Raw genomic sequence first — 23,641 nt, 5'->3', positions numbered from 1 at the left:
GATATGTCAAAAATACATCATGTTGTATACAAAGTATAAATTGGCCTTGATTAGAATATATTGATTGTAATGTTTGTTTTTTATTATAGAAAGTTACTGATAAAAAAGCAATAATTTCACTTAACCGGACAGCTTTTACACTTTAATTGACGTGAAAATGTATAATGAGTAACAGTTCATACGGGTCTGAAAATGGTTGACAAATAAGAAAAGGCCCCATATAATGAATCATAATTTCATAGCCTAAAATGCATGGAAGGGAAGAGTAGGTTACCGGAGCTTTTACAGAGAATCCGCGTTGGTGAGAGCGGAGGGAGTGAGGGCAATTGAACATGGTCCCGGAGCTGCGCACCGAAAACCGGCTGGTTCAGGCTGCGACGGATTCACCCGTTACCGTGATAGACTATCGATGAATCATTTCTCGTCCGTAGTTGATAAGGCCTGTGCCGTGAGGGACAGGTGAATTGGGGTGGTAACACGAAGCGATGCTCTCGTCCCCGAAAAATTATTTTTTCGGAGAGGAGGGATTTTTTTTGCCTGTAAACAGCGGATTTTGCGATCTGCGTTATCACAACAAATAAGAAATGAGGAATGTAAGATGAGAAATATAGTAATTGGAGGAGCCTGGCCATATGCCAACGGCTCTCTGCATATCGGCCATATTGCAGCCCTGCTTCCGGGGGATGTCCTGGCCCGTTACCACAGGGCGGCAGGAGATAAGGTCTGCTTTGTTTCGGGAAGTGACTGTCATGGGACACCGGTGGCGATCCGGGCCAGACAGGAAGGCAAAACGCCGGAAGAAATCAGCGGGTTTTATCACCGGGAATTTGAAGAATGCTTCCGTAAGCTGGGATTCAGCTATGATTATTACGGCAGAACCTCCTCCGACGTCCATAAGGAATTTGTTAAGGAATTTCACAGGAAGCTGTATGATAGTCCCTATGTCTACGAGAAGGAAGTGCCCCAGGCCTTTTGCGTAAGCTGTGGTTCTTTTCTGGCGGACCGGTTCGTGACCGGGAGCTGCCCGGAATGCGGAGGGGAAGCGAGAGGGGATCAATGTGACTCGTGCGGCGCGGTGCTGGAGGCGGAAACTCTGATAAACCCGGTCTGTGCGATCTGCGGTTCCGCAATTTCCTTCCGGAGCAGCAGGCATCTGTTCATCGCGTTAAGCCGTCTGGAGCAGGAACTGAGAGATTACGTGGAAAGCCATGGAAACTGGAGGAAGAATGCACTGGCTTTTTCAGGGAAGTATCTCAGCGAGGGCTTGCGGGACAGGGCACTTACCCGGGATCTGGACTGGGGAATTGAGGTTCCCCGTGAAGGCTATGAAACCAAGAAAATTTATATTTGGGCAGAAAATGTGCTGGGCTATTTATCCTCCGGCAAGGAAGCACTGAGAGACAGGCCGGAGGAGTTCAGGAAGCTTTGGAAGACGGATAAGAAGAGCGGGCAGCAGGAATCTCCCGATTGTCCGGTAAGGCACTATTATGTGCATGGGAAGGATAACATTCCTTTTCACACCATCATTCTCCCTTCCCTTTTGCTGGCTAACGGAGAGGGCTGGCATCTGCCGGATGAAATCCTGTCAAGTGAATATCTGACGCTGGAAGGGAAAAAGATTTCCACAAGCCATAACTATGCCGTATGGGTTAAGGATATCACAGACCGATATGACAGTGATTCCCTGCGGTATTATCTGCTTGCCAACGGACCGGAAAAGAAGGACGCTGATTTTTCATGGCGGGAATTCATCAACAGCCATAACGGGGAACTGCTTGGCGCATACGGGAATTTTGTGAACCGTACGCTGGTATTTATACAAAAGTACCTGGGAGGTTGTGTACCGCGGGGAATAGCGGACGGGGAACTGGAGACAGAGACAACAAAACTGTATGGCAGGACGGCGGAGTTGATTGAAAAAGGGCTGCTTAAGGAGGCTGTGGATGAAATATTCGGCCTGGTGAGGAAGGCAAATAAATATTTTGATTCCCGGCAGCCCTGGATTACCCGTGACACCGATACCGGGGACTGTTGCAATACGCTGTTTACCTGTGTCCAGGTCATTGCCGATCTGGCGGTGCTGTTATACCCCTTCCTCCCCTTTTCTTCCGCGAAAATCTGCGGCTGGCTGCAGCTGTCACCGGACTGGAAAAAACAGCAGGTGGAGCCGGGGTACCGGCTTCCCGAAATCGGAATTTTATTTCAGCGTCTGGATAAAAAGCTTGCGGAAGAAGAAAGTGCCAGGCTGGATAAAGCCTGTACGTATTTATGATTGCGCGGCATGAATTTTGGAAGAGGGGATAACCCCAAGCCGGTCAGAAACAGGGCTATATTGAACAGAAAAGGCAAATTAATTATATGATGAAAAAAATAGTACATGCTTTTATTATATGCCTTTTTTCCGGCATGATAATTACTGCATGTGGAAAATCAAAAGAAATAAAATATTGTGAGAGTACGAGTCTGTTTGGGGCTTCATTGCCGGAAGCTTGTGAACTGTTGGGGATAGACGTTGATTCTGAGAATTACTCAGAAAAGATGATGGGAGGACGTAACTTTAAAATATATACGCCTGAGGAGTTATATACAATTAATGGTTATAAAACTTCGGTAGATCTATATTTTCTCCAACTGCAAGCCCCGGATGGACAGGAAATGGGTTTAGCGATAATACGTTTTTCATTTGAAGATTTAATTAGCTTGGATGAGTTCGCGGACTACCTTGAGGAACACTATACACTACAAAATAAATACGGTGGAAAATCAGAAATAGGATGGCAGGGGGAATATTATTTTGATCTGAATAAATCCGATAAATTTGTAAAAGTTTATACGGAATTATTTGATTTTAAGCCTCTGGCACCAATATGGATTTTACAGCTAAATCAGGTGAAGGGAAACCATACGGAATTAATGCTCCTTTGTGAAGAAGCTGCAATTTACCGTTATATTGATTCGTTCAATTAGAAAGATAAAGAAAAAGCTATTGCAGATCTGGCGGCTCAGCTCTTTGCAATAGCTTTTTTCGTTCCATCCCCGTCAGCTTCCCCCGCCCTTACAGGGAACGCCTGTCGAATTTCTCTTCACAGTATTTACACCGGTAAATCTCTTTCTTTTCATCAGAGAGTACAAAGATATGAGGCAGACCCTGTTCAATAGATGTTATGCATCTGGGATTTTTACAATGGATGACATTTTTAATTTCTTTAGGAAGTATTAGTTCTTTCTTTTCAACAATTTCCCCGTTCTTAATAATATTTACGGTGATATTGTGGTCGATGAATGCCAGGACATCCAGATCCATCCTGTCCACATCACATTCCACCTTCAAAATATCTTTTTTTCCCATTTTATTGCTTCTGGCGTTTTTGATGATAGCCACCGTACAATCCAGCTTGTCCAGCTGTAAATGACGGTATATGGACAGACTGGTTCCGGCTTTTATATGATCCAGAACAAAACCTTCTTCTATTTTTCCAACATTTAACATAAGATTACCTTTCCGCCCGGTAAGCGGGCTGTTCGTGTAGTGAGCGCAAGGATGGCCTGTAAAAAGCGGCATCCGCTGTCTGGCTGCGGCATTGTGTCAGGAATCAACTGTGATCCCCAGCAGTGTGAGAATCAGGGCCATACGCACGTAAACACCGTATTGGGCCTGCTTAAAGTATACGGCTCTCGGATCGTCGTCCACATCCACGGATATTTCGTTTACCCTGGGAAGAGGATGGAGCACCAGCATATCCTTCGGGGCCAGGTTCATCTTGGCCTTATCCAGTATATAGAAATCCTTCAGGCGGACATAATCCTCTTCATTGAAGAAACGTTCCTTCTGCACCCTGGTCATATAGAGGATGTCCAGCCGGGGCATAATTTCTTCCAGCTGCATGACCTCTTCATAAGGAATGTTTTTATCCTTCAGCATTTCCGTGATATAATCCGGCACGCGAAGCTCTTCCGGGGATATAAAGATGAAACGCACATCATCATAACGGACGAGGGCATTGATCAGGGAATGTACGGTGCGGCCGAATTTCAGGTCGCCGCAGAGACCTATGGTGAGCTGGTTCAGACGCCCCTTCAGTGTGCGGATGGTCATCAAATCCGTCAGCGTCTGGGTGGGATGCTGGTGGCCGCCGTCGCCGGCGTTGATAACCGGAATCCCGGAAACGGAAGCGGCAACCATGGGGGCACCCTCTTTGGGATGACGCATGGCGCAGATGTCTGCATAACAGGAAATAATCCGGATGGTATCGGCCACGCTTTCTCCCTTGGTAGCGGAAGAACTGGCGGCATCGGAAAAGCCCAGGACATTGCCCCCCAGATTCAGCATGGCGGCTTCAAAGCTGAGCCTGGTCCGGGTGCTCGGCTCATAAAAGCAGGTGGCCAGTTTTTTCCCTTCACAGGCGTGGGCATATTTAGGCATGTTGACTTCGATATCCCTGGCAGTCTCAAAGAGCCTGTCCAGTTCCTCAGCGGAAAAGTCCAGGGGATTCATTAAATGTCTCATGTTAGTACGGTCTCCTTTCTGTGAAAACATGGAAGTTCAGGATGTTTTTGGGCAAGCGGCCGAAGGACCGGCAGCAGTCGTCACGGTCAGATACCCCGCAGCGGACTGCGGGGTATCTGACTTTAGAAAATCGAAGAGAAAATAAAATTCCCTTCGATTTATATTCTATGTACCATATGAACTTAAGAATATTCCGTTGCTGCAGTATCTGCCAAACAAGCCCATATAATTCTCCATTTTTTAGTAGCGGTTCAGACGGATCGGAACCATTCCCATTTTTACAGCAGTCATTGTTTGTGACATTATAGCACATCGAAAATAGGGTTTCAATTTTTTTTTGAAAGTTACCTTAAAAAAATACATACTATCCATAATTTTTCCAATTTAGGAGAAGCAAAAGAGTATAGTATGGGGATAACCGTAAAAACCAAAGGAAGCGGAAGAAACTGTTTTGGAGGAGGATAAAAAATGGTGGAAATTACAGAAATCTCGGCAATGCTGCAAAAAGGAAAGGCTAAAATCGTTAAGGAAATGGTACAGCAGGCGCTGGACGAGGGACAGGATCCCAAAGTGATTTTAAATGACGGGCTTCTTTCCGGCATGATGATTATCGGTACTAAATTCAAAAATAATGAAGTGTTTGTGCCGGAGGTCCTGGTGGCGGCAAGAGCGATGAATGCCGGTCTGGGAATTCTGGAGCCTAAGCTTGTGGAAGTCGGAAATGAACCGGTGGGCAGAGCGGTAATCGGCACGGTGAAGGGTGATCTCCATGATATCGGAAAGAATCTGGTAGCTATGATGTTAAAGGGTGCAGGTTTTGATGTGGTCGATGTGGGTGTTGATGTGGATGCGGATACCTTTATCAGCAAGGCGGAAGAGGTCCAGGCGGATGTTATATGTATGTCGGCCCTTCTGACAACCACGATGCCCAACATGCAGGATTGCATTGATAAGCTTAAGGAAAGAGGCCTTCGGGATAAATACATTGTCATGATCGGCGGCGCTCCGGTTAATGACAGCTTTGCAAAACAGATCGGCGCGGATTATTATACGCCGGATGCCGCCACAGCAGCGGAGGTTGCCAGAAATGCGGTAACGCATTAACCGCCGGGGCAAAGGAGTAAAGTCCAATGAATGCAATGGAAAGAGTGGTAACGGCCCTGCAGCATAAGGAGCCGGACAGGGTTCCGGTCTATCCCATATTAAGCGGTGTGTCCAGAAAACTGGTGGGAGCGGATTATAAGACCTGGTCAACAGATGCGGACGTCTGCAGCCGGGCATTGCTAAAAGCCAGGGAAATGTATGATCAGGACTGTATTGTTACTCTGATTGATCTGTCGGTGGAGTGTGACGCCTGGGGACAGGAGCTGATTTTCCCGGAAAATGAGGCGGCACATCCCGATTATCAGAAGTCCGTCATACAGGATATTGAGGAATACTGCAAGATAAAAAAAGTCGATTACAGAGATTCCAAACGCATGATGATGCATATTGAAACCTGTAAAAAGCTGGTGCAGGAGGCAAAGGGAGAATTCCCCATAATCGCCTTTGTATTCGGGCCGCTCGGCGTTTTGTCCATGCTCAGGAACCAGCAGGATATGTATATGGATCTCTATGATGATCCGGACGCGGTCAAAGAGGCGGCCGGAGCCATTACCGAGACGCTGAAGGATTACTGCCGGGCGCTTATGGCAACCGGCATTAACGGGCTGATGTTTGATACCCTGTTTTCTTCCGGGACGATTATGTCCAAAGAAATGTGGACGGAAATGGAAGGGCCTTATGTGAGGGAACTGTCGGAAGTGACAAGAGAAGCCGGAGGCCTGGTTATGATTCATAACTGCGGCCAGAGGATTTATTTTGACGCACAAATCAAGATGATGAATCCGGATGCCATATCCTTCCTGTATCCTCCGGATGACTGTGCGGATTTTAAGGAATGCAAGGAAAAATACGGGGATCAGGTCACGTTGATCGGCTGTGTGACACCGGCGGGCGCCGTACTCGGCACCGATGAAGAGTGGGATGAGGAGTGCAGAAATTGTATGGATGCCATGATGGAGGGCGGCGGCTTTATTCTGGCAACCGGCTGCGAATATCCGGCAAATGCTTCCTTTGACAGGGCGGAACGTATGGTGGACCTGGCAAAAACTTATGGAACATACGGAAACAAAGAGAGAGCTTTATGACCAGCGTGGATTTGATAACCGGTTTCCTGGGAGCCGGAAAAGCTACTTTTATCAAGCGCTATGCCGGATTTCTGCAGGCCGGGGGAGACTTAAGACGGCGTCTGGAGCAGATCATGTCAGGCTGCTGCGGAAAGATACTCCGGGTGAAGGGCTGTGCGTCCGGAAAGGATGGATGTCTTTACCGGATCAATGGTACGCAGAGCAGAATTGCCATTGAAAAAGCCGGAGACGGCAGATCGGAAGTGAATATAATCGGAATGGGGTTAAAGCGCCAGGAGATAAAGAGGCATTTTGCGTGCTGAGGCAGCCGCGGCAGAATGCCTCTTTCCCAGTGGTGCTAGCGGTATTGTTTCGGGGTCATCCCCGTATATTTCTTGAATACCTTTGAAAAATAGCTTTGGTCGTCAAAACCACAGGCGACCGCGATATCGATAACGCTGTATTCCGTATTGCTCAGCAGCCGTTTGCTTTCCTCCACCCGGACCATGTTCAGGTATTCCTTAAAGGAAGAACCGCTGCATTGCTTGAAAATGGAAGAAAAATAAGCCGGATGCAGGTGGACGGCATCCGCCACCTCTTCCAGGGTGATGGGACGGTTGAAATGGGTGGAAATATAATTCATGGCTTTTTTAATGGTTTCCCGGTTTTTATTCAGGGAATAATCAAACAGACTGTCCGTGAAGGCCTCCACGATTTCCTGAAGCTTGGCGCACAGTAGATCCAACGTGTCGATTTGCTGCAGGCTTTTCAGAAACGAATTATTCAGCTTCAGGATATTGTCGGTTGGCGCGCCGCCTTCTATCGCCACACGGGAAAGCAGGGAGCACAGTTCGATGGCCCTTGCTTTCATAAAATCCAGGCTGTTGCCTTCGGAAAACAATACATAGCCGAGGAGATCATTCAGGATGGCTCTGGCCTGCGTCTGGTTGCCGGTTTTTACCTTGGTGATCAGTTCCCGTTCCTTTTCATACGGATAGTCCAGGGCAGCGGTATCCATATTTTTGTACCGCTGGATGGCTTCGCTGATTTTGGACTGCTGGGACAGGATGCGGTTATTCAGCTTCAGCTGTTCCTTGCTCTCATCGATGAGGTTGCAGAACAGGTAATACAGCAGCTTGTTAATGTGGTTGACCATTTCCGGAGTAACCAGCGGAATGGAGCCGGATTCCTCAAAAAGACGCAGGGTATCGTCAATATTCAGGTTATATTTCCTGGACAGATCGGATATGAGGAGCGAGTCCGGTTCATCCATGAGGAAAGGGCCGAGCAGGATGGAACCTAAGAATTTGTCCTTACAAATCAGAGGATACACGATGTGGTTTAAGTGGGCATGGCAGGAAAAAATATAAGGCTCCCCCAGGGAAATGGCCCGTTTGCTTGCACCCACATGCATTATCTGGCAGGTATCCTCAGGAGGCAGGTGCTTTTGGAAGAGGCTGCAGAATTTCCCGGTATCCCCGAAGGATTCCAGAAAATTCCCATTCTCATCAATGACCTGGATGGGAAGCTGGATGCAGCCGTAAAAGGCTTCCACGATATTATGAAGTGTATCTTTATCCACTACGGAATATAACGACTGAGACATAATGTTTTCTCCATTGTAAAGGGTTACTATAGAATCTCTTTCGTACCATCGGTTATAGTTGAGTATACCATGAGATACAAAAAAATTCCATAAACCTAAAATAAATACCTACATTCTTTAGTTTTTCCAAATGGACGAAAAATCCGGGAGTATAAACATGAAAATGACTGATTTTAAGATCCGGTTCAACCGGGCGAATATTCTGCACCTGATTGATTGCTATGAGGATTCCCCCATCTACGAAGAGGTGCTGGAAGAATATGAAAATATGGAACAAGAGGCGTATGCCAAAATCCATCCGGCGGCGGCACTGGAATTCGGGAGGATTCCGGAGGAGGCGGCAGGTCCCGCCGCGCCGGCGGGCACGCAGGCTCTCTTTCTTATTGTCACTATAGGTAAGGAAATCAGCGAATGGTCAACGGTTCTTTTTGGGGAGGGCAGATATCTGGAGGGGATGCTTGCGGATGCATTTGCCGATGATTATCTTATGCAGGCTTCGGAAAGCCTGCAGCCGCTGATCCGAACCATATGTGAGGAGAAAAAGCTGGGAATATCCAAACGGCTGGAGGCTCCCACAGGAATCGGCATGGAGGCGCAGAAAACCGCGTTTGACGTGACAGAAGCCGGGAGGATCCTGGATATGGATATCAAAAGCAGCTATATGTTCGATCCGGTAAAATCCACATGCCAGATATATCTTCTGGATGAAAACAGCACCCAATACCACATGGATCACAACTGCAGAGAGTGCCCGAACAAAGACTGTAAGATGAGGCATGTGGCCCCGGTCACGCTGGAGGTGAGAAGGAAGGGGGAGTCCCAAATCCTTGTGAGCAGGGAGGAAAAAACAGTGCTGGAGGTACTCAGGGAGCAGGGGATTTATGTGCCCGCTGTTTGTTCCGGAAGAGGATCCTGCGGAAAATGCCGGATCAGGGTGGTGAGCGGAGACGCGGCGGTCACGCCTGCGGATGAGAGAACCTTCACTCCGGAGCAGCTGGTGGAGGGATACCGGCTGGCCTGTACCTGCTATCCTTTGGGGGATATGGTTCTGGCCCTGGGAGAGGAAACGGAAGAAAAAATGGACATAATCGGCATACCGTCTGAAAGGAATGCGGGCGGGCCGGAAAAGGAAGCGGACGGGCCGGTTATGGTAGGAATCGATATAGGGACTACCACGATTGCCATGGAGCTGGTGACCATGAATTCCGGAGCGGGAACAGACAGTTATCTGTGTATAAACAGACAGAGACGATACGGGGCGGATGTGATCAGCAGAATCCAGGCATCGGTAGACGGTAAAAAGGAGGAACTGCAGGAAAGCATCCGGGAGGATCTGCTCCTGGGCCTGGAAAAGCTTACCGGGGCCGGCAGACAGATACCGGAACAAGTGGTTATTGCAGGAAATACCACCATGATCCATCTCCTGATGGGATATCCCTGCAATACACTTGGAATATATCCGTTTACCCCCTATCACATCCAACAGGTGGAAAGTACGCTGGGAGAGGTTCTGGGAGAAAACGTGACAGAACGGCTTCGCCAGGTGGCTGTGAAAATACTGCCCGGCATTTCCACCTTTGTAGGAGCGGATATTGTGGCGGATATCCTTTCCTGCGGTCTGGCGGAATCGGAAAAAGTCAGCATGCTTATTGACCTGGGAACCAATGGTGAAATGGGAATCGGAAACCGGGAACGGATCCTTGTAACCTCCACGGCAGCAGGCCCGGCCTTTGAGGGAGGGAATATCGTGCATGGATCCGGCAGCATACCGGGAGCCATCTCCCATGTGGAAATCGAGGGGGATCAGGTGCGGGTACAGACAATCCGGGATGAACCGCCTGCCGGTATTTGCGGTACCGGGGCAATAGAGGCCTTATACGAGCTTCTGCAGGCGGATTTGGTGGATGATACGGGACTGATGGAGGACGAATGGCAGGAGTGCGGATATGAACTTGCCCGGAACCGGGAAGGCGGGCCTATCTGTTTTTATCAGAAGGATGTCCGTGAGCTTCAGCTGGCCAAATCCGCAGTACGGGCAGGGCTGGAAACCCTGCTTCTGCGTTTCGGCATCCGGCCGGAGGAGGTGGATAAGGTTTATCTGGCGGGCGGCTTCGGCTACCGTATGGATGTGGCGAAAGCAGTGGGAATCGGCCTGATACCCGAGGCTTTTGCGGATAAAATAGAAGTGATTGGAAACGGGGCCCTGGACGGTGCCATCCGGTATGGCAGGGAAGAGGGAGCCGCGGAAAGGGCCGGGGAAATCGTAAAGCTATCCTCGGAGATTGGGCTATCGGCGGATAAGGACTTTAATGAACTTTATATGGAGCATATGTATTTTGAGCGCAGTTGAGTTCCCGCCACCACGCAGAAATCCCCCGGGAAATAATTTCCACGGGGGATTTGTTCACGCCTTCCAGTTATTCTCAATTTCTTCCCGGATTACCTCTATGTAGCGTTTGGCCTTGGGGATGCTGTTATGGATGGTATACACATCCCTCTGGGTGATTTCCATTTTACAGCCTCTGGCGGCCGTAAGGCTTTTGCGAATGTGCGCACGGAAGGCGTCTTCATCCAGGACCGGATCCACGCCGAGGAAATTCGGACTGGGCTTCCTGTGGTAGATGACCTTTGTGCCGCGCAGCCTTTCCCCCATAAACTCTTCATTGCACCAGGGAGAGATGGATACCTTCCTGAGATTGGGAAGTCTGCTGATACATTTATCCCAAATTGGATCCACCGGTTCGCAGCAGCCGTAAGAGAGAAGTCCGTAAGAGGATGCGATTTTTTCATAACAGGGGAATATGAATTCTTCATACATATCCGGTGAAATCCCCACGGTTTCCTGGGAATCCATAAACCCCCAGACATCTTTCGGCGTAAAGGGGCGTTTTTCCCATTCGTCCCAGCCGGGCAGCTCTGTGTTAAAGCTCCAGGTTCCCTGTCCGACCCCCTCAAAAGAAGTGGTGGGCAGGATCAGGCGTTTTTCCTCCAGCATTTTGTAATAGGCCAGCGTATCGTCTGCAATACGGTTCATCATTTCCTTAAATAAGTCCGGATAATCATACATGGCAAACATCATGTTTTCCATACTCATAAAGTGTACGATCATCTGGGTAGGAACGCTGTAAAGGCAGGACATCTGCATTTTAACAGGCAGGATATCGCCGATCGCTTCTTCCACCGCTTTTCTTTTTTGTTCCGTAGTCCCCAGGTCCACTCCATAGCGGCTGGGTTTCAGCTTTTCGTAATCGTCTTCCAAATCTTCAATGATGGATTCAAAATGGTGTCCCAGACTTTCTTTGCCGCTGGCGTCCTGGGTATGATCCACATGAATCTGGATACCAAATAATTCAAAATAGGTATCGTATTCCACCGGGTAATAGTCCGGCGTCACCCTGTCGTCGTCAAATAACTCCTGGTTCAGGAAGTTACAGTAAAGGGAGGTTTCCACCTGCCTTGCGAATGCACCCCCGCACTTTAGCAGCGGCGGGATGATTTCCTGGGCAAAGGTGCCCATTTCCAGATGGATCATCGGCTTTTCTCCCTGCAGGGCATTATGCTTGTACCATTCCTGAATCCTTTGCCTGTTGGATTCCCTGTTTGCCAGTTCCAGCTGCTTTTTTGCGATTTCTCTCAGAATCAGCTTATCGCTGTCCGATATCAGATATTCCATGTGTTATCCCTCCGGTATTATTAAAAGATATTTTTTTCATTACGGTTCACAGCGCCCTGTGCAGCTGCTTGTGCACCGTAATATTTATTTGATAGTTACAGTTCACTCCGTGACCAGTAACATTCGATATGCCTATTATTCTATCATATCTGACGTTGACTTACATATTAAATAATTGTTATGATATATATAAAAATTGCGCTGCAATAACGGTTCAGGCCTGTCCGATGTGTTACCGCTGCATTTGCCGGGCAGATCGGAAGCCGTGAATCAGGGATGCCGGCTTTGGGAGGTGCCTTTATGAATCCGAATACGCAGGAACCTTATCCTTCATCTACAATATATTTCCATACCCCCAGTCCGCTGGCAAAAAGAACGTTTCTGTATCCGGTCTGTCTCGGCCATTATTTCTGCGGTGAGGAATACTGTGTGGCGAGAAATAATTATGACAGCTTTCTGATGATGCTTGTGGTTAAGGGACAGGGATATGCGGAATCTCTGGGGGAGGCTTCTTTCCGCAGGAAAATTGGTGAGAGGCAGTTGGTCCTGATGGATTGCTACGCGCCCCATATGTACGGGGCGGACAGTGAAATGGAATTTTACTGGATTCATTTCGACGGCATCAATGCAAGAGCTTACTTCCGGTATCTTACGGAAATCTATGGGACGGTCCTTTCACTGACGGAAAGCCAGACCAATGGATTCCTGAATAAATTCAGGATGCTGCTGGAAGCGTTTTCTTCGGAACAGGGGATTGCTGAAAATCTTCTGGGGTTTATCCTGACGGATCTTCTGACCTTTCCGGCAGGGCTTTCGGGACTCCGGTTATCCGCAGGCGCGATAGATGCGGAAGAAAAACAGTTCACCCGGGAACTTGGCAAGGCTGTTTCCTATATGCGGCAGCATTTTATGCAGGAAATTACCATAGAGGAACTGGCGGGCTGCGTTTCTGTCAGCCCTTATCATTTTATCCGTCTGTTTAAAAAGCAGTACGGCATTACACCCCATCAGTATCTTCTGGCAATGCGTCTCGACTGTGCCAGATTTTATCTGCGCTCCGGGGACAAAACGGTTAAAGAAATTGCCTTTTCCTGCGGCTTTCAGAGTGAGAATAATTTTTGCGTCGCTTTTAAAAAGCAGACTGGAATTACGCCCACCAATTACCGGCGGGGAATAGGAGGGAAAATATCTTTTTGACAGGTAGGAATGTCGTATTTATGCGGTTTAGAAGCCTGTTATTCAAAAATAAACGAATAAAAAACGTCATTTTGCCAATTGTTTATCAGCCGGGAATCCATTATTATAAGTAACAGAATAGTTGTATTTTTTACTCATACGCAGTGTGTGCGAAACGGCCGGATGTTTGCCGTATGGGTTCCGTAATTTTCGGCGCAGGTTCTTCTGTGCCAATCACTCTCATTTACTGTCCGGGGTTATCCCCTGGGATGGTGTTCATAATTCTTGTCAGGTTCGGACATTTTTCATCAGCAGCTGTATGGATAGCTTTTATCGATGTTTTTTACCGTATAATACGGGAAGAGAGCGGCAGCGGCGGATGGAATGACGGGTCGGCACAGTCAAAGGAGGCATATCTTGCAGAAAAGGAAAGGAATAAATGTGAAAGGAAAACAGCTGCTCAGAAGACCGGCTTTTTTCTGTGATCTGATAAATGGAGGGCTGTTTCAGGGCAGGCAGCGGATCTGCCCTGCTATGCTGCAGGGCATGCCTGAAGTATTGGGATTCAGCCGCCGGGGACCGGGTAAAACAGAAATCAATCTGGAGAGAATACCTGATGTGATATATGCTGCAGGAACAGAAGAGGATTTTCTGCTGCTTCTGAATGAAAACCAGACACAGACGGATTATACCATGCCCTTACGGAATCTGGTTGATACGGCATTGTCCTATATGCAGCAGAAGGAAAAAATAGAAAAGCTCCATCGGGAAAGGAAAGATTTAAAAACGGGAAGCGAATACCTGAGCGGTTTCACAAAGCAGGACAGGCTGCATCCGGTGATATGTGTTACCTTTTACCATGGGGAAACGCCCTGGGACGGAGGCACTAGCCTCCATGATATCCTTCAGTTCCCGGAAGGGTACGAAGATATGAGAGAACTGTGCCCTGATTTCCCAATGAATCTGATACATGCCTGGAATGTGAGGCCGGAGCAATTTAAAACGGGACTGGGAACCGTGTTTGAGCTGCTTCCTTTTGCGGCGGATAAAGGACGGCTGCAGACTTATATCCGGAATCATGCGGAACATTTTGGAAATCTGACTGCAGAGGAATGTGATTTACTCGAGGTATTTATCGGAATGGAAAATCTGGGAGAAGAGGGACGGGAAGGTTACCGGAATAGAGAGGGAGGATATAATATGTGTACTGCATTGTTAGAAATAAGAGAGGAAGGCCGTAATGAAGGAGAATGGCTGAAACTGATTTCCCAGGTTCAGAGAAAAATGCGCAAGGGCAAACCTCTTATCTCAATCGCGGAAGAACTGGAAGAAGAGGAGCAGGTAATCGGGCCGATCTATGTATTGGTGAAAGCTCACCCGGAATTTACAAGGGAAGCTGTGTATGGGCAGTTAGAGATATAAAACGGTTACTAAAAGCGAGGAAGAACCATAAAAAACCTTTGCAAATCTTCCTGATATCTATTATAATTTACGCGATACAATCATGCGGTTCACAAAAGAAAAGAGGTAGCCTATGGACAGTGAGAACAGGAACGGGGAAGTGCGGTTTACGGAGAGAAAACGATGGCTGTTTTTCGGCCTGCCCTTTACCTTTACCGTATATACGATTAAAGAGGATATGATAACGGTTTCGGAAGGCTTTCTGAATAAAAAAGAAAATGACTGTTATATGTATAAGGTTCAGGATGTGGAATTGATCCAGTCCCTGCCGGAGCGTATTGTGGGTATCGGTACAGTGAAATGCTATACCGGGGATACAACAAACCCGCAGCTGCATCTGAACCATATAAAAAATGCAAAGGTTATAAAAAATTACATACTGGAAGCTTCAGAAAAGGCGAGAATCCGCCGACGCACAATGAATATGCTGAATATCGGGGCAGAGGGTGCGGATGACGGTGACTTTGACGACGATAGAGTATAAATGGCCTGACAGCGGGAAAAGGCGCATTTATAGGAATGGATTTGGCAACTGTAAAGTGCTGAACTGTTATTGGATTTGAAGAAAGATGCGGAAAATAATTTCTGCATCTTTTTCTGTGAAAAACAGTCCGTTTTAAAGGTAAATATCCGACAGAAGTCAAATCCCCTACAGCAAGCTGCGGCAATAAAAGGAGAGTATGATACATGGAACTTGATATGACAAAAGGAAGCCCTCTGAAGCTCATAACAAAATTTATTATTCCTATAATTATCGGCAATATATTCCAACAGCTGTACAGTCTTGTTGACACCGTCATTGTAGGGAGATTTGTTGGTGTGAAAGCGTTGGCTGCAGTTGGGGCTACCGGGACCATCATGTTCCTGATTCTGGGGTTTTTAATGGGGCTGACCACCGGATTTACGATCCTGACTTCCCAGAGGTTCGGGGCAGGAGACATAGAAGGAATGAAAAAAAGCGTGGGCAATGCTGCCGTTCTCTCCCTGATCGTCACCGTAGTCATGACCTTTGGAAGCGTTCTGATTATGGACTGGCTGCTGCGGATTATGAGAACCCCGGCGGATATTATGGATATGTCCAAGGAATATATTCTTATTATCTGTTGGGGAATGGGCTTTAATGTCCTTTATAACCTTCTTTCCAGCATACTGCGGGCGGTGGGAAACAGCAAGGTGCCCTTATATTTTCTAATATTATCCGCGGCGATTAATATCGCAGGGGATCTGATTCTGATTATCTGTTTTAAAATGGGAGTGGCCGGGGCGGCAATCGCTACTATCGCCTCCCAGGGGATATCAGGGATTCTGTGTATTGTCTACATAATAAAGAAGGTTCCTATCCTTTCCCTGCGAAGGGAACATCTGCGTCTGGATCCATGGTGTGTGCGTAACCAGATATCCATTGGTGTCCCCATGGCCCTTCAGTTTTCCATAACGGCTGTAGGTACGATTATGGTACAGGTGGCATTGAACATGCTGGGTTCCACCGTGGTTGCGGCGTTTACGGCAGCCTGTAAGGTGGAGCAGCTGGTAACGCAGGTATTCACCGCTATGGGTATGACGATGGCTACTTATTGCGGACAGAACAGAGGGATTAATGATCTGGAGAGGATCCGCAAGGGCAGCAGGATTGCCTTTTGGATTTCCTCTGTTTATGCGGTAATCATTTATGTAGTGGTGGTATTGGCTCTTCCTTTGATTATCCGTCTGTTTGTTACGGGTGACAGTACGGAGGTGCTGGGATATGCCCGTACCTATATTGTTATCTGCGGTGTATTCTTTATCCCGCTGGGTATGATTTATATTTACCGCAATGTGATGCAGAGCTGCGGATATGCCCTGATGCCGATGATGGGCGGTGTGGTGGAGCTGGTGAGCCGCGCTGTGCTGGCTGTTGTGGCGGCCGAGCTTCTCAGCTATTCCGGAGTCTGTATTGCCAATGCCAGCGCGTGGTGCCTTGCCGGTATTTTCCTTTACATAGCCTACCGTTTTACCATGAAAAAGATGGAACGGGACAAAAGGCTTGCACAAGAATAACAGTTCAGCCGTTTAATTAGCCTTGCTTGACGCTATAACTGTATTAGCGTAAAATAAGGTTAAGATAGTGTCAGGATTATGACACACGCTGGAGGAAGAGGTGAAGTTAAATGATGTACTATTATTCGACGGTAAATAATATTGTAATGACGCATAGTGAAGTTATGGAAAAAGACGGTTTTGATATTGTTAAAGTGCATTTTGAAAGACCGGGTGATAATGGCTTTGACTTCCTTGACTTGACATTGCCGGGGGAAATTATTTATAAATCTTTTGGTTTTTCGGAAGAAGAAATGATAAAGCTAAAAAAATATGCTAAAAATAATGCTTCCCTTATATGGGATTTTGCACAGAAGGGGGGCGGGGAAAATGCCTAAACCTTTGCTTGACTTTTTAGGGTATAGTTTTTTCTTTTGGTCGAATGAGAATGAGGAGCCGCCGCATATACACGTGTGCAAAGGTAAGCAGACATCTAATGAGACTAAATTTTGGATAACGGGAGACGGTATAAAGTTGGAACATAACAAAAGTCAAATACCACAAAATGATTTAAAGAAAATAGCTCGTTATATCCTTGAAAATAGGGCAGATATAATAGCGGCCTGGTTTGATTATTTCAGCCGGTTATAAATATATTGATAAAGATTTAAATAAGTTTTGGAAAACAGGGCGGTAGCCATTTGGCTCCGCCTGACAAGGATGTTTTCCAATTTTAAGATTTGCCACAGGATATTTCGGTATCCTGTGGCTTTTCTGTTTTAAACCTGCCCTACAAAATTGAAGTACACGTCAATCTGCTGGGTGTAGTTCTTCTTTTTCCACGGCTCGCTTCTTTCATGCACCACAATTTTCTCAATGAACTCCCGCACGATTTCCGGCGTCAGTTCTTGAATCTCCGTGTACCGCTGTACCACCTTGAGAAAGCGGTCTGCATTCAGCATTCGCTTTTTTTCCGTATTGATTTCCTGTTCCAGCATTTCACTGCGGATTGTCAGCTCCTGTTTTTCTTCCTCGTAACCGCCCGTCAGCGCCTTAAACTGAGTTTCCGAAAGGTTCGCCAACGCAAGCTGTTCAAAGGCGGCGCGGAACAGCTTTTCCAAATCCACAAGCCGTTTCTGCGCCCTGTCCAATTCCTTGGTCTTGGCGGACAATTCCTTTTTGAGCTGGCTGCTGTGCTTGTCCATCGCCCGCTGGAGGAATTCCTCGGTGTGCTCCCGCGCTTCCTGCGTAACCCGCTGAATCTCCGCCAGCACGATTTCGTGCAGTGCCATGACCTTGACGGTATGCGGGGTACAGTCCTCTTTATGTCCGTGGTAAGTGCCGCAGGTATATGTATACTGGCTTTCGTTCCAGCTTCCGCATCGGCAGAAGTAGTGCCGTTTTCCGCAGTCCGCACAGTAGACCATACCGGACAGCAGATCCATCTCGCCCATTTTATTGGGACGGCGTTTGCCCGCCCGTACCTTCTGCACAATCTCCCATGTTTCCATGTCGATCAGCGGCTCGTGGGTATGCTCAAAGCGGAGCTGCCTTTCCGGGGGATTCCGCTTGCTTTTCTTGCTCTTGAAGGATGGACTGTAACTGCGGCAGTTGATGGTGTTGCCGTTGTACTCCTCCCGTTCCAAAATATCCGCCACGGTAGAGCCACACCAATCATAAGGCTTATTCTCATTCAAATTGGTATGGCGGACGCCGTTGGTGCGAAATTCATAAACAGTGGGCGTCAGGATTTGGTCAGCCCTCAGTATCCGTGCAATTTTGTCAGGACCAAGTCCGCTGGCGCACAGGGCAAAAATTCGCCGCACCACAGGCGCGGTGTCCTCATTGGGAATAATCTGTTTACGGCTTTCCGGGTCTTTTTGATAGCCGTAAGGCGCCTTTGTGCCGATGCGTTCCCCACGCCGTGCCGCCGCCATGATGACCGCCTTGACTTTCTTGCTGGTGTCTCTGGCGTGCCACTCGTTAAAAAGATCGCGGACGGCCACACTGTCATCCACGCCGTTCAGCGTATCCACGTTGTCGTTGATGGCGATGTAACGGACATTGTAACTTGCAAAGGTTTCTTCCAACAGGATACCCACCACAAGGCGGTTTCTGCCCAGCCGGGAATGGTCTTTCACAAGGATGGTAGAGACATTTCCCGCTTCCACCTGTTCCATCATGGCTTTGTAGCCGGGGCGGTCGAACGTGACTCCGGAATAGCCGTCGTCCACAAAAAACTGTGGGTTGGGAAAGCTGTTGGCATTGGCATATTCCATTAAAATTTGCTTTTGAGACGAGATTTGTCAAGGATAATTTCTGCGAAATATAATAGATTCATGGAACATATAACAAACAAGGCTTTCTCTGTAAGTTTTCCCTTCTTACACCGCTAATGACAGCAACGGAGCCAATACCAGTACCAGAGGGACTACGCAAAGCACAAACCTATCCAAGACAATTTGATGAAGCTGTACCGGGTGAAATCTGTTGTGGACAGCGCACGCCGCCAGCAGGAGCAGACACAGCACCGGGACAGGGATATGGAGCGGTAAACAGGAAGATACTTCCCATTTCCCAGCAATAATGATAAAATAAAATTGGAAGTTTAACACCACTCTCACCTCAAATGGGACAGAAACGTGATATGGAGCAACCGAAATATGGACAATGTAATTTGTTTGAGTAACCAGATAAGTGATCCCCCAAATTTTCCACGATGCTCCAGACATGATACACTGCTGACAACATTTGGATGCCAGATCTGCAATAATGAAATTCTTAAATGATGGGAGGAATTTGAGGAAAATGGCTGCGAAATTTGAAGTTTACATTGCAAGCAAAAAATATCCCAGCATTAAAATGTGCGAAACGATATTTCCTATTGTCGGCAAGATACAATTTTCAGAAAAATGTATTGTTTGGAATGGCTGGCTGCCAACAAAAGAAGATGTGCTTTACACGCAAGATGATGAACAAATTGAACGGTGCGTATTAAATGGCAAAGTCGTTTCTTTCGATGGAAAAGCAGGCTCTTATATCATTGGAGCAAGGCAATACTTTGAAAATGGAGTATTTTCTACTGAATTATGGTTCGACACATCTTATTTCCCGGAATTAGATGCCAATATATCAAATGAATTTTGCAATTCTTTTTGCCAGTTGACCAAACAGAATATATTGGGGCTGTGTATAGTGGCAGAAATTAAATTTTTTGCGATGGGGACAGAGATGTGTGTTGATTATTCTGAACGATTGGATGAGAGTATCAAAAAAAGTCACAATGTTATGTGCTATTGGAGTAAGAAAGCCAGCAGGGACTAAAGAGCAATTACCATAAACCAAGCACAGGCTTTAAGGAGGGAGAGACGATGACCCACAAAGGAAAAAGGCGGCTCGTGATATTTTTGTGCGCGGCGGCGGTTATTCTTGTGGCGGCGGGGATCGTTCGGGTCAAGCTGCACCCGCCCCGTCCGCTCCATGAGCAGATCGCAGATTATATGTACCATTCCCGTACAGACCCAAAGCTGGAATACCTCATCGAGAAGTATGGCGATGAATTTGTTGCGACAGAGTACGGAAGTATTCAATCCACACGATTTCCGGGGCTATATGTACGTTTGAGATGGTCGGAGGAAGCGCAGACATATACAGACAACTATATTGTCTATTTAAGACGAGAAGATTTGCGAGCTATTTTAGCGCCTACTGTGCAGGAAATTTACGATGATTGCAAAGTATTTATTGCACCTTACACCCCATCTCCTGACTTTGATAAAAACACTACGGCTGAAGAATTACTCACAACTTTTGGTATGGGACGAAACCCGGTCGTTTCTCTTTGGATTTATACGAAAGATGATACAGTAGGAAAAGACACAGATATGCAGCAATTAACATCAAAGATACAGGCGATGGGCTATTCTGTAGATGTAGGTGTCTATTATCTATCAGAAGAAAACTATGAAGTAGTCAATGAGGACGATTATCTCAATTATAATATTGGTGCGCATCAAGATTTTTATGAATATTTTGAGAACGTTTATATTTATCCAGACAGTTTTGAACTGATTTTAAGTGACTGGAAAGAAGAAAGCAGCAAATAGCACTACACGCCCCCACCTCTGGACACTTTGTCCAGCCAGAAACGGAAAACCGAACACCACCCACCAAGGCGCGGCAGACAGGCCGCGCCTTTCCCATACCCCAAAATGAATACGAACTATCCATGATTATAATATTTTTGGTATTCCGGCAGAATACCGTATTCATTGGTAATAACCTCTTTGGAGAGGGGCTGGTCGAACGGGACAGCGAGGTATGGAGAGCTCTGGAAGGGTTTTCTTCCTTGCCAGAGCTGTTCATATAACTTCCAGCGTTCTGCCGTCATGGAGTTTGGATTGCTTTGATCCTCATGCTTCCAAAATTGTCCGCCCAGAAGATAGCTCTCCATCATTTCTTCCCAGTTCTGAAAAAAAGCCTGCGCCTTTGTCCCAGCATCTACACACAAATCCAACATTTCCTTCATATTGATGTAGCCTGCCAGATAGCAACATTGCGTGATATATGCGCAGCGTCCCATATCCCAGCCTAACAGGGCATTTTCCCCATAACGCCGCCATGCTGTCAGCATTTTCGGCAGGTAGCTATCTTCATCGGCTTTTGGATTAGTTTTGCGGGCCTCCTCAATGAGCTGGACTTCTGTAGCATCCTTATATTTATGCGACAAGAGTTCCATTTTCCTCCGATAGCTGGCACGCATTCCCTCGTCGATCAGGCTGCGCATTTCCTTTATAGCTGTCTCATGTCCTTGAATGCCCCAATAATCCCACAGCATTGTTTTAATACTTTCCCGGTCAAATTCGTTATTGTACCGCCAGCCAGCCAGTAGATGAAAATTTGTATGTTGACTTGCTGCAATCAGGATCGACCCTGCGGCATTCATCCAGCGCAATGTAGGGGATAGGGGATTATACTTCTCCATCCGTCTTTGCTTCGATTTATAGATATGATACAGAATACCGGCAAGACCAAGCCCTATGACTAAAGTAGCGGCCAGGGCGATAAAAGCCGTCATATCCCCTGTCAGAAAACAGAGGATGCCTATTCCAATAACAAGCAGGATAACGAACACAATCATGCATCCCATATGATATCCTCCTCCTTTCAGGGACTGCCTTCTTATTTCGGACTGCTTTGTCCGGCTCTGATGAGAATTTCCTTTGCACTGCGGAGAATCGCCGTATCGCCAGCAATCTTTTGACGCTGTTCTTCAACAGGGATGTCGATGTAAATATGAAAAGGATTGCGAAGCTGGCTGCAAGTTACATACAGGGATTTTTCAGAAAAGGAAAGATAAACATTTCCTTCCATAGCTTCCTGAAAAGCTGTAATCTGCTCCATCACCTGGGGTGTCAGGATGTAAAAAGCATTCTGCTCGTTCTCTGCAAACACTGCAAAATTTTCGTTGAATACACTGTTTTCTGTCTGAATTGGCAGCGGGACTCTGGTTTCCCTGAGTTTAGACAGAGCTTTTTTGGAAAACACCTGGACAAAGCCCTCACTGATCTTCCGATTATCAAAACAGGAAAAAACAATGACCTGTCCCTCAAACAGAATTTTGGGGGTAGAGCTTCTTGCGGAAGCTTTTTCGCCAGTGCAGACATTGACAGCCCGGAAGGGAACTCCATCCAGCTTGCCGGACAGTTCATCCGACGATTGATAAAAGACCGACTGACCTCCGGGGATTAACTTTAAACGGTTCATTTCCTCATAAGAAAGACCGCCTCCGGCATTGTAGCGCAATTCGGAAAAATCCGGCAGTTGTCGGAGAGTGTCCAACACATATTTGTTTTTGAAATTGATACAAAAGAGGTCATAAGCTTTTTTATAGACCAGCATATAGTAAAAACCAAAAATGACACCCGCAAAAATCACGCTGAGCATCAGGTTTCCTACCAGCATCCAAAAGGCTCCCTGAGTTGCCGGATCTCCCCATCCATATTCGCTGATGGAGGCAAACAAAAATCGGTTTTTTACCAATGTCAATCCTATAAACAAAATCAAGCATACCGGAAACAGTTTCCGCAGGATTTTATGTTTTTTAACAGCGTTCTGCCGCAACCGTTCCAGCTTGACACCGCTGATATTCTGTTCCACCATTTTCATACATCTTTTCCCCTTTCTTCTTAAAACTGCAGCTTAAAGTCTTTTTTCTTTTCTTCCACAGTGTAGAACTTCGCTTCTTTCATGCCATGAAGTTTTGCTAAAAGCAGGTAGGGAAATGTGTTAATTCTCTGGTTATACAAAGATGCGTTAGAGTTGTACAACCGTCTCGCCGCTTGTAAGTGTTCCTCTGCATCAAAAATATCCTGCTGGAAATGCTGCATGGACGCATAGGAATAAAGGGTTGGGTATTGCTCAGCCAGTGCATTGATGGCAGAGTTGACCCCGGTGAGTCCCTGCTGGACGGAAGTAAGCAAGCCGAGTTTCCGATCCAGACTTACCTGATGTCCGATCAGCCCGTCGTCCCCCATCCCCGGCGTTTCCGCTCCAAAAGAATGATCCTGCCCTCGCTGCTGTTCCAACTGCCGCCAGATTGTTTCCATCTGCTTTTGCTGTTCGGCAATCGTCTCGCTGATCGCTTTGACCGCTTCCTCAGACAGTTGTTTCTTTTCCTGAAATATGCTTTCGTTCAGTTCTTTCCCCGCGCGGGTAGATGTGACTTCGGTGTAGATCTGATACTCATGCGTCAGATACTTTTTTACTGCCTCAATTTCTTCTGACAGCATATCGTAGCGTTTTTCCAAAGCAACATCTATGCCTGCACTCCCTTCCTGCACCTTGACGAATAGCCGCTTCAGACGGTTATACATCCTGACATAGCAGAGCACCAGCAGAGTAATGGTAATTACTGAGATTAGAATTCCCATATCCTGTTCCTCCTTGTTTTGGTATTTTCCATTTGCGTATATTATAATGCAACTTCCTGCCAAAATAAAGCATAAAAAGAATTGTACAAAGGTTTTCTCTTA

The 23,641-nt window shown here is 46.9% G+C and carries 22 protein-coding genes and 1 other annotated feature; of the genes, 14 read left to right on the top strand and 8 right to left on the bottom strand.

The window, feature by feature from the left end; all coding sequences use genetic code 11:
* The first annotated feature begins 244 nt into the window (after positions 1–244).
* Positions 245–502, top strand: a binding site (T-box leader).
* A gap of 96 nt (positions 503–598) precedes the next feature.
* Together metG and DXA36_RS09505 are read left to right on the top strand one after the other, a co-directional pair.
* A complete protein-coding gene (gene metG, locus DXA36_RS09510) occupies positions 599–2,272 on the top strand; it encodes a methionine--tRNA ligase (protein WP_118678481.1) in 1,674 nt (557 codons plus the stop codon).
* An 86-nt stretch (positions 2,273–2,358) separates the two neighbouring features.
* Entirely contained in the window at positions 2,359–2,967 is a 609-nt protein-coding gene (locus DXA36_RS09505) for a hypothetical protein (RefSeq protein ID WP_118678479.1), read from the top strand.
* Positions 2,968–3,055: 88 nt separating this feature from the next.
* Here DXA36_RS09505 and DXA36_RS09500 read toward each other — a convergent pair whose 3' ends face one another.
* Positions 3,056–3,490 carry an aspartate carbamoyltransferase regulatory subunit gene (locus DXA36_RS09500; protein WP_118678477.1) on the bottom strand — a complete coding sequence of 145 codons (435 nt, stop codon included), beginning with the start codon at positions 3,488–3,490 and terminating at the stop codon, positions 3,056–3,058.
* Between the two features lie 96 nt (positions 3,491–3,586).
* On the bottom strand, positions 3,587–4,507 hold the full coding sequence (gene pyrB / locus DXA36_RS09495) for an aspartate carbamoyltransferase (RefSeq protein ID WP_118678475.1): 921 nt from the start codon (positions 4,505–4,507) through the stop codon (positions 3,587–3,589).
* Between the two features lie 468 nt (positions 4,508–4,975).
* On the opposite strand from pyrB, the gene DXA36_RS09490 reads away from it, so the two are divergent.
* From DXA36_RS09490 to DXA36_RS32885, 3 genes are read left to right on the top strand one after another with little or no spacing between them, the layout of a single operon-like run.
* A complete protein-coding gene (locus DXA36_RS09490; protein ID WP_118678473.1) occupies positions 4,976–5,611 on the top strand; it encodes a corrinoid protein in 636 nt (211 codons plus the stop codon).
* Positions 5,612–5,637: 26 nt separating this feature from the next.
* Complete coding sequence (locus DXA36_RS09485; RefSeq protein WP_118678471.1) at positions 5,638–6,696, top strand: uroporphyrinogen decarboxylase family protein; 1,059 nt, start codon at positions 5,638–5,640, stop codon at positions 6,694–6,696.
* Positions 6,693–6,998: a GTP-binding protein gene (locus DXA36_RS32885; protein ID WP_118678469.1), complete on the top strand. Its 306-nt coding sequence runs from the start codon at positions 6,693–6,695 to the stop codon at positions 6,996–6,998. Before DXA36_RS09485 ends, DXA36_RS32885 begins: the two co-directional genes overlap by 4 nt.
* A 35-nt stretch (positions 6,999–7,033) precedes the next feature.
* On the opposite strand, the gene DXA36_RS09475 is transcribed toward DXA36_RS32885, so the two are convergent.
* Positions 7,034–8,281, bottom strand: coding sequence for a PocR ligand-binding domain-containing protein (locus tag DXA36_RS09475; RefSeq protein ID WP_118678467.1), 1,248 nt, complete (start codon positions 8,279–8,281; stop codon positions 7,034–7,036).
* A 157-nt stretch (positions 8,282–8,438) separates the two neighbouring features.
* On the opposite strand from DXA36_RS09475, the gene DXA36_RS09470 reads away from it, so the two are divergent.
* The gene (locus tag DXA36_RS09470; protein ID WP_182478992.1) at positions 8,439–10,631 is read left to right on the top strand and encodes an ASKHA domain-containing protein; all 2,193 of its coding nucleotides are present in this window, start codon (positions 8,439–8,441) and stop codon (positions 10,629–10,631) included.
* Between the two features lie 54 nt (positions 10,632–10,685).
* Here DXA36_RS09470 and DXA36_RS09465 read toward each other — a convergent pair whose 3' ends face one another.
* Positions 10,686–11,954, bottom strand: a complete 1,269-nt coding sequence (locus DXA36_RS09465) for a hypothetical protein (RefSeq protein ID WP_118678463.1) — start codon at positions 11,952–11,954, stop codon at positions 10,686–10,688.
* A gap of 300 nt (positions 11,955–12,254) precedes the next feature.
* Between DXA36_RS09465 and DXA36_RS09460 the strand changes: the two genes are divergently transcribed.
* The 6 genes from DXA36_RS09460 (at position 12,255) to DXA36_RS09430 (ending at position 17,258) form a co-directional block, all read left to right on the top strand.
* Entirely contained in the window at positions 12,255–13,151 is an 897-nt protein-coding gene (locus DXA36_RS09460; RefSeq protein WP_182478991.1) for an AraC family transcriptional regulator, read from the top strand.
* A 396-nt stretch (positions 13,152–13,547) separates the two neighbouring features.
* Entirely contained in the window at positions 13,548–14,552 is a 1,005-nt protein-coding gene (locus tag DXA36_RS09450; RefSeq protein WP_147366564.1) for an Rpn family recombination-promoting nuclease/putative transposase, read from the top strand.
* A 112-nt stretch (positions 14,553–14,664) separates the two neighbouring features.
* Positions 14,665–15,075: a PH domain-containing protein gene (locus DXA36_RS09445; protein WP_118678455.1), complete on the top strand. Its 411-nt coding sequence runs from the start codon at positions 14,665–14,667 to the stop codon at positions 15,073–15,075.
* 203 nt (positions 15,076–15,278) lie between these two features.
* A complete protein-coding gene (locus DXA36_RS09440) occupies positions 15,279–16,628 on the top strand; it encodes an MATE family efflux transporter (RefSeq protein WP_118678453.1) in 1,350 nt (449 codons plus the stop codon).
* Positions 16,629–16,738: 110 nt separating this feature from the next.
* Positions 16,739–17,005, top strand: coding sequence for a hypothetical protein (locus DXA36_RS09435; RefSeq protein ID WP_118678451.1), 267 nt, complete (start codon positions 16,739–16,741; stop codon positions 17,003–17,005).
* Positions 16,998–17,258 (top strand): DUF4160 domain-containing protein, encoded by a 261-nt coding sequence (locus tag DXA36_RS09430; protein ID WP_118678449.1) that lies wholly within the window; start codon positions 16,998–17,000, stop codon positions 17,256–17,258. The genes DXA36_RS09435 and DXA36_RS09430 overlap by 8 nt, the downstream gene beginning before the upstream one ends.
* Before the next feature lie 128 nt (positions 17,259–17,386).
* Here the strand turns inward: DXA36_RS09430 and DXA36_RS09425 are convergent, their stop codons facing one another.
* On the bottom strand, positions 17,387–18,910 hold the full coding sequence (locus DXA36_RS09425; protein WP_279221543.1) for a recombinase family protein: 1,524 nt from the start codon (positions 18,908–18,910) through the stop codon (positions 17,387–17,389).
* A 505-nt stretch (positions 18,911–19,415) separates the two neighbouring features.
* Between DXA36_RS09425 and DXA36_RS09420 the strand changes: the two genes are divergently transcribed.
* On the top strand, positions 19,416–19,931 hold the full coding sequence (locus tag DXA36_RS09420) for a hypothetical protein (RefSeq protein WP_009252105.1): 516 nt from the start codon (positions 19,416–19,418) through the stop codon (positions 19,929–19,931).
* Positions 19,932–19,978: 47 nt separating this feature from the next.
* Positions 19,979–20,713: a hypothetical protein gene (locus DXA36_RS09415; protein WP_009252104.1), complete on the top strand. Its 735-nt coding sequence runs from the start codon at positions 19,979–19,981 to the stop codon at positions 20,711–20,713.
* Between the two features lie 116 nt (positions 20,714–20,829).
* On the opposite strand, the gene DXA36_RS09410 is transcribed toward DXA36_RS09415, so the two are convergent.
* Genes DXA36_RS09410 through DXA36_RS09400 form a run of 3 tightly spaced genes read right to left on the bottom strand, consistent with a single transcriptional unit; the run spans position 20,830 to position 23,539 of the window.
* Positions 20,830–21,756, bottom strand: coding sequence for a DUF1266 domain-containing protein (locus tag DXA36_RS09410; protein WP_002593319.1), 927 nt, complete (start codon positions 21,754–21,756; stop codon positions 20,830–20,832).
* Between the two features lie 32 nt (positions 21,757–21,788).
* Entirely contained in the window at positions 21,789–22,775 is a 987-nt protein-coding gene (locus tag DXA36_RS09405) for a DUF3137 domain-containing protein (protein WP_002593318.1), read from the bottom strand.
* A gap of 20 nt (positions 22,776–22,795) precedes the next feature.
* On the bottom strand, positions 22,796–23,539 hold the full coding sequence (locus DXA36_RS09400) for a LemA family protein (RefSeq protein ID WP_002593317.1): 744 nt from the start codon (positions 23,537–23,539) through the stop codon (positions 22,796–22,798).
* Between the last annotated feature and the right edge of the window lie 102 nt (positions 23,540–23,641).

Origin of the sequence: Eisenbergiella sp. OF01-20, from assembly GCF_003478085.1 — a bacterium.
Classification (GTDB): Bacteria; Bacillota; Clostridia; order Lachnospirales; family Lachnospiraceae; genus Eisenbergiella.
Note: the sequence above shows the minus strand (reverse complement) of the source record. Positions and strands in the feature narration are given on the sequence as shown.

Bases quoted from the DNA above. Each gene is read 5' to 3' on its own strand.
- metG (WP_118678481.1), top strand. From the start codon at position 599: ATGAGAAATATAGTAATTGGAGGAGCCTGGCCATATGCCAACGGCTCT.
- DXA36_RS09505 (WP_118678479.1), top strand. From the start codon at position 2,359: ATGATGAAAAAAATAGTACATGCTTTTATTATATGCCTTTTTTCCGGC.
- DXA36_RS09500 (WP_118678477.1), bottom strand. From the start codon at position 3,490: ATGTTAAATGTTGGAAAAATAGAAGAAGGTTTTGTTCTGGATCATATA.
- pyrB (WP_118678475.1), bottom strand. From the start codon at position 4,507: ATGAGACATTTAATGAATCCCCTGGACTTTTCCGCTGAGGAACTGGAC.
- DXA36_RS09490 (WP_118678473.1), top strand. From the start codon at position 4,976: ATGGTGGAAATTACAGAAATCTCGGCAATGCTGCAAAAAGGAAAGGCT.
- DXA36_RS09485 (WP_118678471.1), top strand. From the start codon at position 5,638: ATGAATGCAATGGAAAGAGTGGTAACGGCCCTGCAGCATAAGGAGCCG.
- DXA36_RS32885 (WP_118678469.1), top strand. From the start codon at position 6,693: ATGACCAGCGTGGATTTGATAACCGGTTTCCTGGGAGCCGGAAAAGCT.
- DXA36_RS09475 (WP_118678467.1), bottom strand. From the start codon at position 8,281: ATGTCTCAGTCGTTATATTCCGTAGTGGATAAAGATACACTTCATAAT.
- DXA36_RS09470 (WP_182478992.1), top strand. From the start codon at position 8,439: ATGAAAATGACTGATTTTAAGATCCGGTTCAACCGGGCGAATATTCTG.
- DXA36_RS09465 (WP_118678463.1), bottom strand. From the start codon at position 11,954: ATGGAATATCTGATATCGGACAGCGATAAGCTGATTCTGAGAGAAATC.
- DXA36_RS09460 (WP_182478991.1), top strand. From the start codon at position 12,255: ATGAATCCGAATACGCAGGAACCTTATCCTTCATCTACAATATATTTC.
- DXA36_RS09445 (WP_118678455.1), top strand. From the start codon at position 14,665: ATGGACAGTGAGAACAGGAACGGGGAAGTGCGGTTTACGGAGAGAAAA.
- DXA36_RS09440 (WP_118678453.1), top strand. From the start codon at position 15,279: ATGGAACTTGATATGACAAAAGGAAGCCCTCTGAAGCTCATAACAAAA.
- DXA36_RS09435 (WP_118678451.1), top strand. From the start codon at position 16,739: ATGATGTACTATTATTCGACGGTAAATAATATTGTAATGACGCATAGT.
- DXA36_RS09430 (WP_118678449.1), top strand. From the start codon at position 16,998: ATGCCTAAACCTTTGCTTGACTTTTTAGGGTATAGTTTTTTCTTTTGG.
- DXA36_RS09420 (WP_009252105.1), top strand. From the start codon at position 19,416: ATGGCTGCGAAATTTGAAGTTTACATTGCAAGCAAAAAATATCCCAGC.
- DXA36_RS09415 (WP_009252104.1), top strand. From the start codon at position 19,979: ATGACCCACAAAGGAAAAAGGCGGCTCGTGATATTTTTGTGCGCGGCG.
- DXA36_RS09410 (WP_002593319.1), bottom strand. From the start codon at position 21,756: ATGGGATGCATGATTGTGTTCGTTATCCTGCTTGTTATTGGAATAGGC.
- DXA36_RS09405 (WP_002593318.1), bottom strand. From the start codon at position 22,775: ATGAAAATGGTGGAACAGAATATCAGCGGTGTCAAGCTGGAACGGTTG.
- DXA36_RS09400 (WP_002593317.1), bottom strand. From the start codon at position 23,539: ATGGGAATTCTAATCTCAGTAATTACCATTACTCTGCTGGTGCTCTGC.